Below are 16,362 nucleotides of genomic sequence, written 5' to 3' on the forward strand. Positions count from 1 at the left end.
CAGACCAAGCCGGTCAACGGCATTCCAGAGAACAGGAGCGGGTGAATGGGTTTCTTCGGACGGCGCAAACCGCTGGATGCACAGCATAGCGTGCATCATGATCAGCGGCTGCAGCGCACCTTGAGCTGGCCGCATCTGGTGGCTTTGGGCATTGGTGCCATCATCGGCACCGGCATCTATACCCTGACCGGGATCGGGGCGGAACGGGCCGGGCCGGCGGTGGTGCTGGCCTTTGCCGCCTGCGGCATCCTCTGTGTCTTCGCCGCCCTGACCTATACGGAGATGGCCACCCTGGTGCCCGCCGCCGGCAGCGCCTACACCTACACCTATTCGGTGCTTGGGGAGGTGCTGGGCTGGCTGGTCGGGTGGAGCCTGGTGCTGGAATATGCCGTCACCTGTGCGGCCGTCGCCGTCGGCTGGTCTGGTTATGCGGTCGGGCTGTTGCAGGCGGCGGGTATCCACCTGCCGGCCTGGATGATTGCCGGCCCCCATGCTGGCGGTATCGTCAACCTGCCTGCCGTGTTGATCACGCTGGCCGTCACCGCCCTGCTGGCCCGTGGCGCGCGGGAGAGTGCGACGCTGAATATTGTGCTGGTGGCAATCAAGCTCGTGGCGCTCGCCGTGTTTGTCGGGCTGGCTGCCCCGGCGGTGGTGCCGGAGAATTACACGCCCTTCATGCCCTATGGCTTCACGTCCCACACAGTGGATGGGCATGTGCGTGGCGTGATGGCGGCCGCCGCCATCGTCTTCTTCGCCTTTTTCGGTTTCGATGCCGTTTCCACTTCGGCCGAAGAGGTGAAGAACCCGACGCGTGACCTGACCATCGGCATTATCGGTTCCATGGTCATCTGCACCGTCATCTATATGCTGGTCGCCGCCTGTGCCGTGGGGGCCTGGCCCTTCGCCGAATTCGCCGCCAGTGGGGAACCGCTGGCCTTCATTTTGCGCGGGCTGGGCCATCCGGGGGCAGCGTTTGGCATTGGGGCTGCCGCCATCATTGCCTTGCCATCGGTCATCCTGGTGATGATGTTTGGCCAGACCCGCGTGTTCTTCGTGATGGCCCGCGACGGGCTGCTGCCCCGCAGCCTCAGCCGGCTGGATGCACAGCGGCGCGGGCCGGTGAAACTGACCCTGATCGTCGGGGCCTTCGTGTCCATCGTGGCCGGCTTTTTCCGCCTGGACCAGATTGCCGAACTGTCCAACGCCGGCACGCTGACCGCCTTCATCGCCGTTTCCGTCTGCGTGATGGTACTGCGCCGCACCCGGCCGGATCTGCCGCGCCTGTTCCGCTGCCCGGCCGTCTGGCTGGTGGCCCCATTGGCTGTCATCGGCTGCCTTTATTTCATGATCAGCTTGCCTATGGGCACGCTGATCCGCTTCGCCATCTGGAATCTGATCGGCCTTGCCATTTACTTTGCCTATGGCCGCCGCCGCAGCCTGCTGGCCCAAGCTGAAGGGAACTGAGCCCATGTCCGCGCACCCTCTCTCCCGCCGCCTGTTGCTGGGGGCGGCACCGGCCGCCCTGCTGCTGGGCAGCAAGCCCGCGCTGGCGGCCCCGTTTGCCGGCGTGTTGAAACCCAAGCTGGTGCCGCTGCCGCTGGAATCCGTGCGTCTGCTGCCCTCGCCCTATCTGACGGCGGTGGAGGCGAACCGCGCCTATCTGCACAAGCTGGAACCGGATCGGCTGCTGCATAATTTCCGCACCCAGGCCGGGCTGGAGCCCAAGGGGCAGGTTTACGGCGGCTGGGAAAGCGACACCATCGCCGGCCACAGTTTGGGCCACTACATGACCGCCCTGGCCCTGATGTATGCCCAGACCGGTGATGGGGAGTGCCAGCGCCGCCTCTCCTATATCCTGGATGAGCTGGCCTTGTGTCAGGCCCAGGATGCCGATGGTTTCGTCGCCGGCTTCACCCGCAAGAAGGGTGACAAGATCGAACATGGCAAGCTGGTGTTTGACGAGGTACGCCGGGGCGAGATTCAGTCCCGTGGCTTCGATCTCAATGGCTGCTGGGTACCGCTTTATACCTGGCACAAGATGTTCGCCGGTATCCTGGATGCCGACCGCTATTGCGGCCTGCACAAGGGCATTCCCATTGCCGAAAAGCTGGCCGCCTATATTGAGGGGGTCTTTGCCGGGCTGGATGACGCGCAAATCCAGAAGGTGCTGGATTGCGAACATGGCGGCATCAATGAAAGTTTCGCTGAACTCTATGTGCGCACCGGCAACCGCCGCTGGCTGGCCCTGGCGGAAAAGATTTATCACCGCAAGGTGCTGGAACCGCTGAGCCAGGGCATCGACTGCCTGCCCAATATCCATGCCAACACGCAAATTCCCAAGCTGATCGGGCTGGCCCGGCTGCATGAAATCACCGGGGCGGAACGGCATGGCAAGGCCGCAAGCTTCTTCTGGGAGACGGTGACGCGGGATTATTCCTATGTCATCGGCGGCAATGCCGACCGGGAATATTTCCAGGCCCCGCGCTCCATTTCCAAGCACATCACCGAACAGACCTGTGAATCCTGCAACAGCTACAACATGCTGAAACTGACCCGGCATCTTTATGCCGGGATGCCGGAGGCACGTTACTTCGATTATTACGAACGCGCCCACCTGAACCATATCATGGCGCACCAGAACCCGAAGACGGGGATGTTCGCCTATATGGTGCCGCTGATGTCCGGCACGCACCGCGAATTCTCCACCCCCTTCGATGATTTCTGGTGCTGTGTCGGCAGCGGCATGGAAAGCCATTCCAAGCATGGCGAATCCATCTATTGGCATGGCAGCGGGGATGTGACGGTCAATCTCTATATCCCCAGCACCCTGGCGGCCGGGCGGGAGACGCCGGGCCTGCGGCTGGAAACCCAATATCCGTTCGGGGATGAGGTGGTGTTGACCGTCACCCGGGCGGTGGGCAAGGGCGCGCTGTCGCTGCGCGTGCCCGGCTGGTGCCAGGGGGCGACGGTCAGCCTGAATGGCCAGCCCGCCGATGCCACGCCGCGCGATGGCTATATCCGCATTGCCGGCCCGCGCCAGACCGGCGACGTGATCCGCCTGACCCTGCCGCGCCAGTTGCGCATCGAAGCGACAGTGGATGATCCCAACACGGTGGCCCTGCTTTACGGGCCGATGGTGCTGGCGGGCGATCTGGGACCGGCGACCGAGAAATGGAAGGGCCTGGCCCCGGTGCTGGTGGGCAGCGATCTGCTGGCCCGCCTGCACCCGACGGGGGAGCCAGCCGTGTTCAAGAGTGATGGCATCGTGCGGCCGGGTGACCTGACCCTGCGCCCCTTCACCTTCCAGCATGAACGCAACACGGCCGTCTATTTCAAGCGCTTCACCGATGCCGAATGGCAGGTGGAACAACAGCGCTTCCAGGCCGAACAGGCCCGCCTGCAGGACTTGCAGGACCGTTCCGCCGACCTGATGCATCTGGGGGAGATGCAGGCCGAACGTGACCATGATCTGGATGCCAAAATCTCCTATCCCGTGGTCTATCGCGGCCGCAATGGGCGCGATGCCCGCTCCGGCGGCTATTTCGAATTCAGCTTGAAGACGCGGCCGGGGCCGTTATTCCTGCAATCCACCTATTGGGGGGAGGAGCGCGGCCGCAAATTCTCCATCCTGATCGATGGCACCCCCATCGTGAAGGAGGAGTTGAAAGCAGAGAAGCCCGGCGAATTCTTCGACCGCGACTATCCGATCCCCGAAGAACTGACGCGCGGCAAGCAGAAGATCCGCGTGCGCTTCGAACCCGAAACCGGCAGCTCCGCCGGCCCCTCCTTCGGGGTGCGCCTGTTCACGGCCAAGGCCGGATAAGAAAAAGCCCGGTCGGGGGCGATCCCCGGCCGGGCTTTTCTTGAGGAAGGGGTGGGGGCTTCGTGCCTGTCCGAAAAATTTCATGCCGTTTCAATATCTTACACAATTTGACTGTCTGTATCTCCGTCACCCCGGCGAAGGCCGGGGTCCAGAATCACAGGCACCTTGCTCTACGAACCTGGACCCCGGCCTTCGCCGGGGTGACGGAGAGGATACAGTAAGACATTGATAATGAATAAAATATTCCAGACACACACTCACACCACGGTGAAGCCCTTCCAGAACGTATCTTCCTGATCAATCCAGATGGTGTTGTGACCGGTTGAAACCGCACTGCCCTGGATGGAGGGGATAATTGCCGGCTGGCCGCCCAGCTCGGTCAAGGCTTCCACCTTGCCGATGAACCGGCTGCCAATATAGCTTTCATGCACGAACTGGTCGCCCACCCGCAGCCGGCCCTGATGCACCAGATGCGCCAGCCGCGCCGAGGTGCCGGTGCCGCAGGGGCTGCGGTCGATGGCGCGTTCACCATAGAATACGGCATTGCGCCCATCGGCCCCGTCGCCGCGCGGCTTGTCGGCCCACAATACGTGGGTGACGCCGCGGATACGCTCATCCAGCGGATGCACCGGCTCCACCTTCTGCCGCATCAGGGTGCGGATGCTGCGCGACAGCTCAACAATGCGGCTGGCGCCCAGATCATCCAGCCCCGTATAGGGCCCCTGCGGCTCCACAATGGCGTAGAAATTGCCGCCATAGGAGACATCGACCCGCAAGGGGCCAAAGCCCGGTACCTCAATCTCGATCCCGGTGGCCGCGACATAGGCGGCGACGTTGCGGATGCGCACCCAGCGCACTCGGTCGCCTTCCTGGCCATACTCGATATCGATGATGCCGGCCGGCACCTCCACCTTCAGGCGGCCCGGCACGCGCGGCAGAATCAGGCCATTTTCCAGGCCAAAGGTGATCATGCCGATGGTGCCATGCCCGCACATGGGCAGGCAGCCGCTGGTTTCGATGAACAGGATGCCGACATCCGTATCCGCCTGGGTGGGCGGATAAAGGAAGCCGCCGGACATCATGTCATGGCCGCGCGGTTCAAAGCAGAGCCCGGTACGGATCCAGTCGAATCGTTCCAGGAAATCCTGCCGCCGCTCCGCCATGGAGTTGCCGCGCAGCAGCGGCGCCCCGCCCGCCACCAGCCGGACCGGATTACCCGCCGTATGACCATCAATACAGAAAAACGTGTGACGCATGATGGCACTCCAGCTTGATATTAACGTTTTCCCTCAGGCGCCGGGCGGCGGCATCCGACGGCTTGGTCTTTACTTCTTCGGCCCGATGGGCCGTGTGGCGGCGGCTTTTTCGACCATGTCGATGACCTGTTTGCGACGCTCACCGGCGAGCGGCAGGCGGGGCAGGCGGACGCGTTCGGAGCCACGGCCCATGATCTGTTCAGCCAGCTTGATGGACTGGACGAGATCATGCTCGGCATCCAGATGCAACAGGGGCATGAACCAGCGATAGATGCGCCGGGCCTCTTCAATATCGCCGCGTTGCAGGGCGGCGACCAGGGCCACCGATTCCTGCGGGAAGGCGCTGGTCAGGCCGGACACCCAGCCATGGGCACCCAGGATCATGCCTTCCAGCGCCACATCATCCAGCCCGGCCATCAGCACATAGCGGTCGCCGAAGATATTGATCAGGTCGGTGAAGCGGCGCGGATCGGGGGCGCTTTCCTTGACCGCGACGATGTTGGGAATATCGGCCAGCTTTTCCAGCACGCGGGCGGAGATGGAGACGCGATAGGCCGGCGGGTTGTTATAGAGCATGATCGGCAGGCTGGTCGCCGCCGCCACCGCCTTGAAATGGGTGTACAGCTCTTCTTCGGTCGGCACATAGACCATGGCGGGCAGCAGCATCAGCCCGTCGACGCCCAGCGCCTCCGCATCGCGGGCAAAGGCGACGGCCCGTGTTGTGGTCAGTTCCGACACGCCGGTCACCACCGGCACCCGGCCGGCCACATTCTCACGCGCCCGGGCCAGTACCGCCCGCTTCTCGTCGGGCTCTAGCGAGTTATTCTCGCCGCAGGTGCCCAGCAGGATCAAGCCATCCACACCATCGCGGATCAGCGCATCCTGGACACCGGCTGTCGCGTCATGATCAATCGACAAATCTTCCGCAAACTGCGTGGTCGCCGCAGGGTAAACACCACGCCACGTAAGCTCCGCCATCTTAAATCCTCCGTTGAATTGACAATCGTATACTATATAAATTCCCGCTTTGCCAAGCGGAATGATCAGGGAGCAGTGAGGCGCAGCGTCAGCGGCGTCTCACCCAGTGGGAGGCTATAGCCCTCCCGCTCCAGTGTTGCCCCTGGCACGGTCAGCCGTTTGGCCGTCGGTGTCATCGCCTCCAGATAGAGCCGTGCGACTGGCGTATGGGGTGTGGCCGGGTCCAGGGTCAAGGTGATCTGGCCGCTGGCGGGGTGATAGGTGGCGCCGGCGATCTTGCCCGCCTCCAGCGTGATCCATTGGCCGGCGGGTGCGATATAGAGCCGGCTGCGGGCGCTGTCCTTGGGCGTGATGATGATCTCCTCCCCCGATTGGCTGATATCGCCACCAAAGCCCAGCCAACCAAAGGTAGGGTGATTGACCAGATAGGAGGCCGTGGCATAGGCATGGCCAAAGAAGCCCATGCCGTAATCCCCGCTATAGGGATCCCATTTCATCATGTCCGGCCAGGCATGGAAGGCGGCCGACGAGAAGCCGTCCTGATCGATATTGGTGATGCCGCCCAGCAACCCGCCATAGGCAACCCGCAGCAGATAGAAATCAGCCGGGTCACGCCGATAGGCATCGAACAGCGGCACGGCGTTCAGGGTGGAGCCATAATGGTGAATCTGCCGCTCCACCCGGGCATATTTGCCGCCATAGAGGAAATCCCAATAGCGGCGGGCATTGCCGTTATAGCCCCAACTGGGCAGGGTGGGATCATAGCCCAGGATCACTTCGCGGGTGATATCCGCCTGTTTGGCATGGCCGAAATAGCGCATCCAGGCATAGACCTCTGGTTGCCCCGTGGAATCCCACGGCATTTCAGAACCGAACGGATATTTCAGCGATTTCCAGTGATCGGCGCGCCCCTTCATCAGCCGTTCCAGGGTGGCGGCTTCTTCGGCCATGCCTTCGCGCCGCAGATCGCGCAGGATATCGACGAAGGCATCGCCTTCCATCTGGCCAAACTCGGCATAATGCGGCGCGTCGCGCATCATGGCGACGATGGTGCGCCAGGCCCAGCGCAGATAGAAGGCGGCGTCATGCTGCTTTACCAGGCCTGGATGATTGCGCGCGGTGCGATACAGCACCCAGTGACCCAGCGCCACATGCGGGTAATTATAGGAACGGCCCAGATCGCCGGCCCCCTTCTTGTCCCAGGAGGTCCAGCTTCGCCATTGCTCCGGGTTCTTGTACAGGCCGGGGAAGCGAGAAGGGTCATAATAGAACAGGCTTTTCTTCACGGCGCCCGCCTGTGGCCCCTCGGCGACCTGCAGGTCGCCCAGCACTGTCTCATTGACCAACTGTTCGATCCTGGCCACCTCGGCCGGATCGGGATTGTCCAACTGTTTCAGGGTGGCGGCCACCCAACTGCCGCCCCCGCCTTCGTCGCTCATCCCGGCGATCCAGACGCGCGGTTCGATATCGACGATCTTCCCGGCTTCCTTGTCATAGGTCAGAATGGCGGGGGAGCGGCCGAACGGGTCGCCCTTGCCTTCATACCATTGCTGGCTGGTGGAAAAACGGCCCAGATCGGCCATCACCTGGGCCAGCGGTTTGGTCAGGAAATAGCTGACGGTCTGTTTTTGCCCATCTTCATAGGTCAGCGTCAGGCGGACCTGACCCCAGCCCTTGGCCTGCAGGGACAGGCGGGTCCAGCCATTCACCTCCCCGTCGCGGCTGGCCAGCAGGGCGCCTTCCGGTTCGCTCTCCATCGCTTTGATCGGGCTGGGGGCCTTCACGAACAGGGTGCCGCGCTGGTCGGTGGGCAGCACATAGCCCGGAATGCCCACCGCCACCGGCCGACCCTGTGCCGCCAGCACATCCTCAATGGCGCGAATGCTGGGGGCCTCCACCAGCCGGACCCCGACTTCCATCACCTCACCCGGTGCCAGGGTGCGGCTGGTGGGGCGGTTCCATTGTTCGCCGGCCTGACGCCATTCCCGTTCCGCCATGCCGGCGGAATGCACCATCCAGTCGTAGAACCCTTCCGACGTCTGGCCGCGCGGGCTTTTATCGGCAAAGAGGGAGCCGGCCGCTTCTTTCGGGTTTTTCAAGGGGCTATAGGCTTCCAGCGGCGTGCCGGGGCGCGGCAGCACCAGCAAGGCCGGGCCATGGCCATTCAGCCTGGTGACCTGGAGATAGCCGGCATCCCGCCCGATATAGGGATCGACGAAACTGGCCTGGGCGTGCGCCTCCTCCAGGGAGCGGCCGGTGAGGATATTGTCGAACACCATCGGCATTCCCAGCGCGCCGATCTCCACCGGCTGAGTGGATGTGTTGGTCAGGCGGAAGACCAGGGCGGGGGTGCCGCCCTCATTCAGCCAGCGCCGCTCCACCGCCAGCGGAATGCCGTTGCCCATGCTGGCGCTGATATCGGCTGCCGCGATCACATCGCCCCCGGCGGCCAGCGCCCGGATGGGTTTGCGCGTTTGGGCAGACGCGAAATCCCGCCATTCCCCACCGGCCTGCCGTAACCGCAGGTTCAAATCGCCCAGATGGTTGTATCCGTCGCCCGCCCGTTCCGGCAGGCGGGCGGTGGGCACGAAGCTGAAACCCGGTTCCGACAAAGGTGACAGCCTGGCCAGTGTCTGCGTATCCCGCCGCAGGGCAAGCTGGAAACGGCCGACGACATGATCGCTGGTGGCCACCGGCCGATAGACCGGCTTTTCCTGTTGCTGTGGCTTGGCCTGTGCAGAGGAGGGGGCGGGAAGGGCGGCGATGAAAGTACCGGCCAGCAGGGCGGCGGCAAACAGGCGTGCGGGCTTCATACTGCCTCTCATTGTGGGGGGAAGGGCGGGCCGGGGCCGCCTCCCGCGCGTCGGTCTTTTGGTCCTGGAAAAAAAGCTACCGTTGATGGGGGCGTGACGCAATAAATATTATACGATATAAAATCTTCAGGCTAACAGGGCGTAATCGCCCGATAATCGGGGGCGTGGGACGATGAAGTGGCTGGTTTCCTGCCTGGTGCTGCTGGCACTGACGGAATTTTCCACCCCTGCGCCTGCGGCCACGCAGGCCGTAAAGGCGGCCGGCAACCCGATCCTGTCCGATGGCCGCTATTATTCGACGGACCCGGCACCGCTGGTGGTGGGGGACACGCTTTATATCCTGGCCGGTCGGGATGAGGCGCCGGCTGATATCAATGATTTCATCATGAATGAATGGCAGTTGCTCAGCACCAGTGACCCGGCCTCAGGGCTCTGGACCCATTACCCCGCCATTGCCCGGCCAGAGACGGTTTTCGCCTGGGCGGAACCGGGCCGCGCCTATGCCGGGCAGATTGTGCAGGGGCGGGATGGCCGCTTCTATCTCTACGCGCCGGTTTTGCAGCGCGATGGTGGAGCGGATGATCGGTTCGCCATCGGGGTGGCCGTGGCGGAAAGCCCGATGGGCCCATGGCTGGACGCCCATCCTGCCGGCCCCATCATCTCCCAACAGGTGCCGGTGCCCAACCGCATCCAGAATATCGATCCGACGGTGCTGGTCGATGATGATGGTCGCATCTTCATCTATTGGGGCACGTTCGGGCGGCTGCGTGCCATGGAACTGGCGGCCGACATGGTGACGCCAAAGGGGCCGCAACAGGTGATCGACACGCTGACCGGCTTTTTCGAGGCGCCCTGGATCATGAAGCGCAAGGGTATCTATTATCTGCTTTATGCCGGCAACAATGCCGGACCGGACAGCCCCTGCACCCCCACCTTGTACCATGCCTGTCAGGCCTATGGCACGGCGCCGTCACCGCTGGGGCCCTGGACCTATCGCGGGGTCGTGCTCCGCCCGGTTTCTTCCACCACCTCCCATGCGGGGGCGGTGATGTTCAAGGGGCAATGGTATCTGGCCTATCACACGGCAGATGCCAGGGGCGGCGGGCATTTCCGCCGCTCCGTGGCGCTGGACCGGCTGGAATGGGATGACAGCGTGAACCCGGCAGCCATCCTGCCGGTCCAGCCCACCCGTGCGCCCCAAGCCCCACCACCGCCCAGCCGCAATATTGCCGGGGCGGCCACGGCGACGGCCTCCAACCTGCCGCTGCCGGTGCGATATTGGATCAAGGCGCTGAATGACGGGATCGTCCGGCCCGCCCCCCTGCCGCCCGACATGTGGGGCAGCGGCACCGGCAACAATCCCGCCCAGGCCTGGATCGAGTATCGCTGGAGGACACCGGTGACCCTGGATGGCAGCCGGATCTGGTTCGTCGCTGATCCGGCGACGGATGCCGTCCAGGGCATGGCGCCCCCGGCGGCCTGGCACTTGGAAGTTTGGGGCCAGGGGGGCTGGCAGCGGGTGGCGCCGGTCGGCTCCGCCTATGGCACGCAGGCAACGGGGGGGCAGGCGGTGCGGTTCTCCCCCCTGACCACCCGTTGCCTGCGGGCCGTTTTCACTGCCTCTGGCGGACCGGCGGCGCCGGTCGCCATTGGTGTGCAGGAATGGGAAGCGCTGGCCCCGCAGGAGAATGCGCCGGCGGCGCAGCCGGTCAACCCAGCCCCTGCCTGTGGCCCTTGATGGCCTTCCCCTCTCAATTCCAGGCGAGCGCATAGGCCTCCCGGCTGGCGGTTCACATGAAACCCCCAAGGCCCCCTTCAGGGCAGGGCATGAACGACAACTATCGATCGCCCTGCCAGGGCCATTTAGAAGGGATTGATGATGTCGATCACCTGCTGACCCCAGCGCGGCTGCTGCAGGTCGCTGACCTGGCCCTTGCCGCCATAGGAAATCCGTGCCTCGGCAATTTTTTCATAGGAGATGGTGTTGGCGGAGGTGATGTCTTCCGGCCGGATGATGCCGTTCAGGGTCAATTCCCGCATTTCGTAATTCACCCGCACTTCCTGCTTGCCCTGTACCACCATATTGCCGTTGGGCAAAATCTGCACGATCAGGGCCGCGACCTGCAGGTTGATCTGCTCCTGGCGCTGGATCTGGCCATTGCCGACACTGTTGCTGGCGCTGTTGGTGCTGAGCAGGCTGGAGGCGTTGACTGTGTTGGGCAGGATACTATTGGTGCTGGCTTCCAGACCGAACAGGTTGGGCAGCCCCATGGTTTCTGTACCGGTACGGGCGCGGGTGGTCTGGTTTTGCATCTGCGCTTTGTCGTTGATCTGGATATTGACGGTCAGGATGTCGCCGACGCGGGCGGCGCGCTGATCCTTGAAGAAGGCCCGTGAACCCGCCCGCCACAGGGAGTTAGCCCGCCGTTCCACCACCGGCGCTTCCGGCATCGGCAGCCGCACCGGCTGATAATTCGGGCGGCGCGAGGGATCCTCGATGGAGGAGAAGGCCGGCTCCTTGCCGACATTGGCCAGCCGGTCGGCCGTGCCGCAGGCGGTCAGCATACTGGCGCCCAGGATCAGGGTGGTGAGGGTGGTGGCGGTACGCAGAAACGGACGGGCGGCAGACATTTCGGTTCTCCTTAGCGGCTCGGTCGCGCGGGGTTGGCGGCGATCCGGGCAGCGGCTTGTTGGGCGGCGGCGATCTGGGCGGCGGGGCGGACGGTCACCAGATTGGGACCAGCCACCGTTGCCTCGATCACCCTGCTGCTGGAGCTATTCACAATCCGTACCAACTCGCCCTGCGCCCCGTCGCTCAAGGCTTTGCCCTGGGCGCTCAACTGCATGGAACCCGATTGCAGCAAGATGGTGACGACCTGCCCCTTCACCACCACCACCGGTTCGCGCACATCGCGGCCATTGACCGGCTGGTTGGGGGCCACGGCGCGGCGCAGGCTTTTGCCCACCAGTTCCCCGGCGCTGGTGATGGCACCTGCCACCACGCGATCGCGCGGCATGTTGAGATAGCTGAGGTCGCTGTCCCCCACCACTTCGCCCGGCGCCAGCCGGCGGTTCAGCACCGGCAGTTCCACCATATCGATGGCGCGGCCGCTGACCGTCTGGCGCAACAGTTGCGGTCCGGTGGCCGGGGCGATGAGATCGGCGGTCAAGCGACCGCGCACCGGATCGTAGGCAAGATTTTCCACCCGCACGGACGTATCGCTGCCGACCGGCAAAAACAGCGCCAGGGAACGGTTATCCAGTAAGATATCGACATTGGCGCTGGTGCCGGCCTGCTGCACCAGGGCGTCACGCAGCCCATCCTGAATGGTGACCTGCGGGATTTGCACCGCCTCCCGCTTCAACTGGACCATTTCGCCCAGCCCCACCGGCCGCCAGGCTACGCCATTGGCGGTAGCAATGCGCAGCAAGGTCGCCGTATCCAGGGTCAGCGTGCCGCCGGGGGCAGGGGCGTTGGTCACCACGCGGGCCGCCTGTTCCGGCGGCAATCCATCGAACAGGTCGCTCAGCACCACCTGCTGGGCGCTGACCACGCCGTTCGGCTTCAGGGCGGCAGCACCGGCCGAAGGGGCGGTCAGCAGCGTGGCGGCGATCAGGATGGCGGCTAGGCGGCGCATGGCGATGGTCCTTCTTAACGATAACCCGGATCAGCGCAGCTGGCTGACCGACTGCATCATCTGGTCGGTGGTGGAGATGACGCGGGAATTCATTTCATAGGCGCGCTGGGCGGTGATCAGCTGGGTAATTTCTGCCACGATATTGACGTTGGAGGTCTCCACCGCGCCCTGGGTGATGCGGCCAAAGCCGGGGGCACCCGGGTTGCCGGCGATCGCCTGGCCTGAGGCCGGGGTTTCCATCAACAGATTGTCGCCGATGGCTTCCAGGCCAGCTGTATTGGGGAAGCTGGCGATCTGGATCTGGCCGACATTCTGCGGCGCCACCTGACCATCCAGCTTGGCCAGCACTTCGCCATTCGGGTTGACGGTGATATCCACGGTGTTCTGCGGGATCACGATGCCTGGGACCACCTGATAGCCATCACCGGTGACGATGGTGCCCTGGGCGTTCAGTTGCAGGGAACCGGCGCGGGTATAGGCGGTATCGCCATTGGGCAGGGTTACCTGGAAATAGCCCTGGCCGTTGATGGCCAGATCCAGCGTATTGCCGGTGGGGCTGATATTGCCCTGTTCGTTGATGCGGTAGATGGCGGCGGCCTTCACACCGGTACCGACCTGGATGCCCGAGGGCACCACGGTGCCGGCATCAGACGAGGTGGAACCGACGCGGCGCTGGTTCTGGTACAGCAGATCCTGGAATTCCGCCCGCTGGCGCTTATAGCCAGTGGTCGTCATGTTGGCGATGTTGTTGGAGATGGTTTCCACATTCAACTGCTGGGCCAGCATTCCGGTGGCGCCGATGGAGAGGCTGCGCATTCTTCCGTTCCTTCTTACTGAGCCCGGGCCAACTGACGGATCGCGGTGCGGATCCGTTCATGCTCGGTATCGATCATCTTCTGGACATTCTGATAGGTGCGGATGACGTCGATCATCTGCGTCATCTCCACCACGCTCTGCACGTTGGAGCTTTCCAGAGCACCCTGGGTCACCTGCGGCTGTTCGATCCGGATTTCGTCCTGATCGGTGCTGTAAAGCCCGCCGCCCAGTTCCATAAGCTTCTGTTCATCTTCAAAATTCACCACTTTCAGCTTGCCGGCCACGCCCTGTTCGGTCTTCACCGTGCCATCGCCCTGGATTTCGATCTGGCCGGCTGTGGCGGGGATGGTGATGCGCTGATTGTTCTCACCCAGCAGCGGCAGGCCGGCGCGGTCCACAATCTCGCGGTTGGCATTCAACTGAAAGGCACCGCCACGGGTGTAGCGGGGGCCGGACAGCGTCTCCACGGTGAAGTAGCCTTCGCCGCGCAGGGCCAGATCCAGTTGGTTGTTGGTGATGGAAAGCGGACCGGCCTCGGTGTTGCGCAGCAGGCCGTAATCCTGCACGAAGCTCATCCGGTCGCCTTCGCGGTTCGGCCGCTCCAGATATTCCAGGAACAGCATCCGCTGCGACTTGAAACCCGTCGTGTTCATGTTGGCGACATTGTTGGAAATCACTTCCATCTGCCGGCGCAGGGCTTCCTGGCGGGACAGCGTGATGTAGAGTGAATTTTCCATCGTCTTACCCTCGGCAACATCGATGGGCGGCAAGGCCCGTGGTTGCAGAATGATAAGCAATCGGTGTGCCAACCCAGCAATTCCGCCGTTTTTTACCGGAGCGTCGCGGGCATGGGCAATAAGTGCCGGGCTTGCGCCCTGGCCCCTGGCGGGGCAAAGTGGCGCCCATGATCTTGCCCGACCTGCTTCGCCCCGGCCTTGACCTCGTTTTCTGCGGAACGGCCCCGTCGCGCATCTCCGCCGCGCGCGGGGCCTATTATGCCAATCCTGGCAACCGGTTCTGGCCCAGCCTGTGGGAGGTGGGGTTATTGCCGGCGCCGCTGCGTGCCGCTGACTTTCCCCGCCTCAACGATCTGGGCCTGGGGCTGACCGATCTGAACAAGACGGAAATCGGCAATGATGCCGATCTGTCACCCGATGCCTATGATGTGCCGGGCTTCATGGCCAAGATGCGCCAGTATCGGCCCGGCGGGATTGCTTTCACCAGCAAGCATGGGGCCGCCATCTTCCTGGCGGCCATCGGGGCCGGGCGGGACATTCCCTGGGGCCGGCAGCCGGCCGATTGGGAGGGGATGGCGCTGTTCGTGCTGACCTCCCCCTCTGGTCAGGCGCGGCGCTGGTTCAATATCGAACCCTGGCGGCAGGCGGCGGCCTTTGTCGCTGCACGAAGGGGCGGGGCCGTGCTAGCATCGCCTTCCATGACCATCCAGCAGCAAGGGTGATCCAGCATGGCGGATCAGGATGATATCGACGCAATGTTCGGCGAGATGGCCGGGGGCGGCAGCGTCAAGATGGTGCCGGAAGCGGCGGAGATTTCCGCCGTCTATGACACCGAGGTGGAGATGAGCGTCGTGCTCGGCACCTCCGTCATCCGGGTGCGCGACCTGTTGAAGCTGGGGCGTGGCGCTATCGTGGAACTGGACCGCAAGATCGACGACCTGTCCGACATTGTGGTGTCCGGCCGCATGGTGGCGCGCGGAGAGGTGACCATTGTGGAAGACAAGATCGCCGTCACCTTCCGGGAATTCGCCCGCATCAATAACTGATCCCTTGCGGCAGGTGTGCCATGCCCCGCTATTCCATCGGCGTCTACAATGCCCAGGTCCGCGCCAAGCTGGCGGATGGGGAGCGACATCGCCAGCTGAGTGATGATTGGGCCGATATCCATTATTTCGACATTACCGCCGACAACCCGGAACAGGCGCGGCTGCGCATCCATCAGCGATATCCGATGGAGCAGGGCTATGTCGTCGCGTCCATCGACCGGGAAGATTGAGCGCGGTCGGCATCGGCCCAAAAAGAAAGCCGGCTGCGGGGTGGCAGCCGGCCAGAGATGAAGGGAGCCTCATAAGGAGGTAAAGTCCTAACCGTGGCTCTTCTGCAACGGTCAAGCCACTTTTATATAGCAAATCCCGCCGGGCTTTAAAAGGGCAAAAAGCGTGTCATAAGCACCACACTCTAATTTTTTCGGCTAATGCCCATCTCCCTCAGCCCGGGTGCCCGCATCTGCGGGCTTGGGCTCAATCGCCGCGCACTTCCTCTACCATCTCCTCCAGCCGGGCGAAGTCGGCAATGAGCAGGCTGTTCCCCTGCCGGATAACGATATTGTCGCGCCCCAGATCGCTCATCACCCGCGCCACGGTCTCCCGCGTGGTGGAGACGCGGCTGGCAATGTCGGAATGGATCGGCACCGGGGTGATTTCCGCCTTGTTGCCCGGCTTCAGCCCGGCCTTGGCCAGGCGTAGCAACTCCGCATGGACCCGGTTATTGGCACCCAAGGTGGAGAGATCCATGATCCGGCTGGTGGAGGAACGGACAATATGGGCCAGCCGCCGCATCACCGCCGTGGCCACGGCCGGATGGCTGGTGACCGTTTCCAGAAACAGGCGCGGCGACATGAAGGCCACCAGCGTTTCGGTCAGCGCCACGATGGAGGCGGAGCGCGGCCCGCTGTCGATGGCCGATAATTCGCCCAGATAGCCCCCGGCCTCGATATCGTCGAAGGTGATTTCCCGGCCAGAGAGGGAGTAGTTCACCACCTGGACCCGACCTTCCACGATGAAACAAACATCGCGGCTGTCCGATGAACGGTCCACAATCTGTTCATGCGGGTGAAAATGCCGCCAGCTGCACTGGCGGGCCAGGCTGACGCGTTCGTCGGCACTGAGCGACTGCAACAGGTCGATGCGGTCCAGATTGGCGCTATGGGCTTCGCTCACGGGGGGAGTTCCGTCTGCAAATGGGTTCAAACAGAGTACATCTAGGCCCGTCTGCCGCAAACCGCTACGGTTTCGACAGGCC

Annotated in this window: 14 protein-coding genes; 6 read left to right on the top strand and 8 right to left on the bottom strand. The window is 63.4% G+C overall.

Features of this window, described 5'->3' with window-relative positions:
• The first annotated feature begins 45 nt into the window (after positions 1 to 45).
• Entirely contained in the window at positions 46 to 1,464 is a 1,419-nt protein-coding gene (locus GE253_RS14185; RefSeq protein ID WP_153204777.1) for an amino acid permease, read from the top strand.
• A 4-nt stretch (positions 1,465 to 1,468) separates the two neighbouring features.
• A complete protein-coding gene (locus GE253_RS14190; RefSeq protein ID WP_153204778.1) occupies positions 1,469 to 3,823 on the top strand; it encodes a glycoside hydrolase family 127 protein in 2,355 nt (784 codons plus the stop codon).
• A 257-nt stretch (positions 3,824 to 4,080) separates the two neighbouring features.
• Here GE253_RS14190 and GE253_RS14195 read toward each other — a convergent pair whose 3' ends face one another.
• From GE253_RS14195 to GE253_RS14205, 3 genes are all read right to left on the bottom strand, one after another.
• On the bottom strand, positions 4,081 to 5,079 hold the full coding sequence (locus GE253_RS14195) for a 4-hydroxyproline epimerase (RefSeq protein WP_153204779.1): 999 nt from the start codon (positions 5,077 to 5,079) through the stop codon (positions 4,081 to 4,083).
• A 69-nt stretch (positions 5,080 to 5,148) separates the two neighbouring features.
• On the bottom strand, positions 5,149 to 6,057 hold the full coding sequence (locus tag GE253_RS14200; RefSeq protein WP_153204780.1) for a dihydrodipicolinate synthase family protein: 909 nt from the start codon (positions 6,055 to 6,057) through the stop codon (positions 5,149 to 5,151).
• 65 nt (positions 6,058 to 6,122) lie between these two features.
• Positions 6,123 to 8,870, bottom strand: a complete 2,748-nt coding sequence (locus GE253_RS14205) for a DUF5695 domain-containing protein (RefSeq protein ID WP_211101464.1) — start codon at positions 8,868 to 8,870, stop codon at positions 6,123 to 6,125.
• Between the two features lie 172 nt (positions 8,871 to 9,042).
• Here GE253_RS14205 and GE253_RS14210 point away from each other — a divergent pair, with 172 nt between their 5' ends.
• On the top strand, positions 9,043 to 10,608 hold the full coding sequence (locus GE253_RS14210) for a family 43 glycosylhydrolase (RefSeq protein ID WP_153204781.1): 1,566 nt from the start codon (positions 9,043 to 9,045) through the stop codon (positions 10,606 to 10,608).
• Between the two features lie 125 nt (positions 10,609 to 10,733).
• Here the strand turns inward: GE253_RS14210 and flgH are convergent, their stop codons facing one another.
• From flgH to flgF, 4 genes are read right to left on the bottom strand one after another with little or no spacing between them, the layout of a single operon-like run.
• On the bottom strand, positions 10,734 to 11,501 hold the full coding sequence (gene flgH / locus GE253_RS14215) for a flagellar basal body L-ring protein FlgH (protein WP_153204782.1): 768 nt from the start codon (positions 11,499 to 11,501) through the stop codon (positions 10,734 to 10,736).
• 11 nt (positions 11,502 to 11,512) lie between these two features.
• A complete protein-coding gene (gene flgA, locus GE253_RS14220) occupies positions 11,513 to 12,508 on the bottom strand; it encodes a flagellar basal body P-ring formation chaperone FlgA (protein WP_153204783.1) in 996 nt (331 codons plus the stop codon).
• Between the two features lie 30 nt (positions 12,509 to 12,538).
• A complete protein-coding gene (flgG, locus tag GE253_RS14225; protein WP_153204784.1) occupies positions 12,539 to 13,324 on the bottom strand; it encodes a flagellar basal-body rod protein FlgG in 786 nt (261 codons plus the stop codon).
• A gap of 14 nt (positions 13,325 to 13,338) precedes the next feature.
• The gene (gene flgF / locus GE253_RS14230; protein WP_153204785.1) at positions 13,339 to 14,061 is read right to left on the bottom strand and encodes a flagellar basal-body rod protein FlgF; all 723 of its coding nucleotides are present in this window, start codon (positions 14,059 to 14,061) and stop codon (positions 13,339 to 13,341) included.
• A gap of 167 nt (positions 14,062 to 14,228) precedes the next feature.
• Here flgF and GE253_RS14235 point away from each other — a divergent pair, with 167 nt between their 5' ends.
• Genes GE253_RS14235 through GE253_RS14245 form a run of 3 tightly spaced genes read left to right on the top strand, consistent with a single transcriptional unit; the run spans position 14,229 to position 15,337 of the window.
• On the top strand, positions 14,229 to 14,783 hold the full coding sequence (locus GE253_RS14235; protein WP_153204786.1) for a mismatch-specific DNA-glycosylase: 555 nt from the start codon (positions 14,229 to 14,231) through the stop codon (positions 14,781 to 14,783).
• Positions 14,784 to 14,789: 6 nt separating this feature from the next.
• On the top strand, positions 14,790 to 15,107 hold the full coding sequence (gene fliN / locus GE253_RS14240) for a flagellar motor switch protein FliN (protein WP_089289826.1): 318 nt from the start codon (positions 14,790 to 14,792) through the stop codon (positions 15,105 to 15,107).
• Positions 15,108 to 15,127: 20 nt separating this feature from the next.
• Positions 15,128 to 15,337: a hypothetical protein gene (locus GE253_RS14245; protein WP_153204787.1), complete on the top strand. Its 210-nt coding sequence runs from the start codon at positions 15,128 to 15,130 to the stop codon at positions 15,335 to 15,337.
• A gap of 244 nt (positions 15,338 to 15,581) precedes the next feature.
• On the opposite strand, the gene GE253_RS14250 is transcribed toward GE253_RS14245, so the two are convergent.
• Positions 15,582 to 16,280: a Crp/Fnr family transcriptional regulator gene (locus GE253_RS14250; RefSeq protein WP_348770857.1), complete on the bottom strand. Its 699-nt coding sequence runs from the start codon at positions 16,278 to 16,280 to the stop codon at positions 15,582 to 15,584.
• Positions 16,281 to 16,362 lie beyond the last annotated feature (82 nt).

The organism is Niveispirillum sp. SYP-B3756 (genome assembly GCF_009495745.1).
In the GTDB taxonomy this organism is placed as follows: domain Bacteria; phylum Pseudomonadota; class Alphaproteobacteria; order Azospirillales; family Azospirillaceae; genus Niveispirillum.

Excerpts from the sequence above, each read along its gene's own strand:
- GE253_RS14185 (WP_153204777.1), top strand. The coding sequence starts at position 46 with ATGGGTTTCTTCGGACGGCGCAAACCGCTGGATGCACAGCATAGCGTG.
- GE253_RS14245 (WP_153204787.1), top strand. The coding sequence starts at position 15,128 with ATGCCCCGCTATTCCATCGGCGTCTACAATGCCCAGGTCCGCGCCAAG.
- flgF (WP_153204785.1), bottom strand. The coding sequence starts at position 14,061 with ATGGAAAATTCACTCTACATCACGCTGTCCCGCCAGGAAGCCCTGCGC.
- GE253_RS14200 (WP_153204780.1), bottom strand. The coding sequence starts at position 6,057 with ATGGCGGAGCTTACGTGGCGTGGTGTTTACCCTGCGGCGACCACGCAG.
- GE253_RS14195 (WP_153204779.1), bottom strand. The coding sequence starts at position 5,079 with ATGCGTCACACGTTTTTCTGTATTGATGGTCATACGGCGGGTAATCCG.
- flgH (WP_153204782.1), bottom strand. The coding sequence starts at position 11,501 with ATGTCTGCCGCCCGTCCGTTTCTGCGTACCGCCACCACCCTCACCACC.
- GE253_RS14235 (WP_153204786.1), top strand. The coding sequence starts at position 14,229 with ATGATCTTGCCCGACCTGCTTCGCCCCGGCCTTGACCTCGTTTTCTGC.
- flgG (WP_153204784.1), bottom strand. The coding sequence starts at position 13,324 with ATGCGCAGCCTCTCCATCGGCGCCACCGGAATGCTGGCCCAGCAGTTG.
- GE253_RS14210 (WP_153204781.1), top strand. The coding sequence starts at position 9,043 with ATGAAGTGGCTGGTTTCCTGCCTGGTGCTGCTGGCACTGACGGAATTT.
- fliN (WP_089289826.1), top strand. The coding sequence starts at position 14,790 with ATGGCGGATCAGGATGATATCGACGCAATGTTCGGCGAGATGGCCGGG.
- GE253_RS14190 (WP_153204778.1), top strand. The coding sequence starts at position 1,469 with ATGTCCGCGCACCCTCTCTCCCGCCGCCTGTTGCTGGGGGCGGCACCG.
- flgA (WP_153204783.1), bottom strand. The coding sequence starts at position 12,508 with ATGCGCCGCCTAGCCGCCATCCTGATCGCCGCCACGCTGCTGACCGCC.
- GE253_RS14205 (WP_211101464.1), bottom strand. The coding sequence starts at position 8,870 with ATGAAGCCCGCACGCCTGTTTGCCGCCGCCCTGCTGGCCGGTACTTTC.